This is a genomic window from Vibrio sp. 1069, assembly GCF_033340555.1.
On sequence record NZ_JAWOWP010000642.1, the window covers coordinates 1 to 592 of the forward strand.

Genomic DNA, 592 nt, shown 5'->3' on the forward strand with positions numbered 1-592 from the left:
TATTGTCTAAGTAAGATAATGCCGATTCAATGCTGGTGAAATAAATAACATCTGGATCATTCGAGACCATTTCTGAGCGAGTAACCACAGCATATTTCCTATTGGGAAGTTTACCCATTGAGTCGAAAGTTTTACGACCGACTAAAAGCCAATGATTGTAAGTCATAGCTTTGAACAGGAGCTGCTCACCTTGTACATGCCAAGGTATATCCAATCCAGAGCCAATTACTCCATTCTCAGAAACTGCTGCCATAATGGATATTTTCATTTTTCCTCCTGAGGGCTAACGCCCGCCTAAGGGGCTGGCAACGCTACCGCACGGCTTAAATTTACAACCGTAACCACCACAGCTCATTGGGACTGGGAACGCCACGCGTTGACAGTCCCTCTTGAGGCGTTTGTTATGTGTGTGTTCAAACCATCAAATTTAGTCAGGTACTACTATTAAACCTAATTGCTCTAAAAGTTGTTCTTGTTGCCACGAACAGATTTTTACACCTGTAAGGTCAACTTTCCGGGGGTCTAAACCATACAGCTCCGAGTGGCTCAAATCACAACCTTGCAACCTACACTGGCTCCAGCACCCTTCAGA

1 protein-coding gene is annotated in these 592 nt (G+C 44.3%); it reads right to left on the bottom strand.

The features are described 5' to 3' along the window. Positions 1-268 (bottom strand): dihydrofolate reductase (locus R7040_RS28220; protein WP_318097853.1); only part of this gene is annotated, 268 nt, incomplete at its 3' end. Between the last annotated feature and the right edge of the window lie 324 nt (positions 269-592).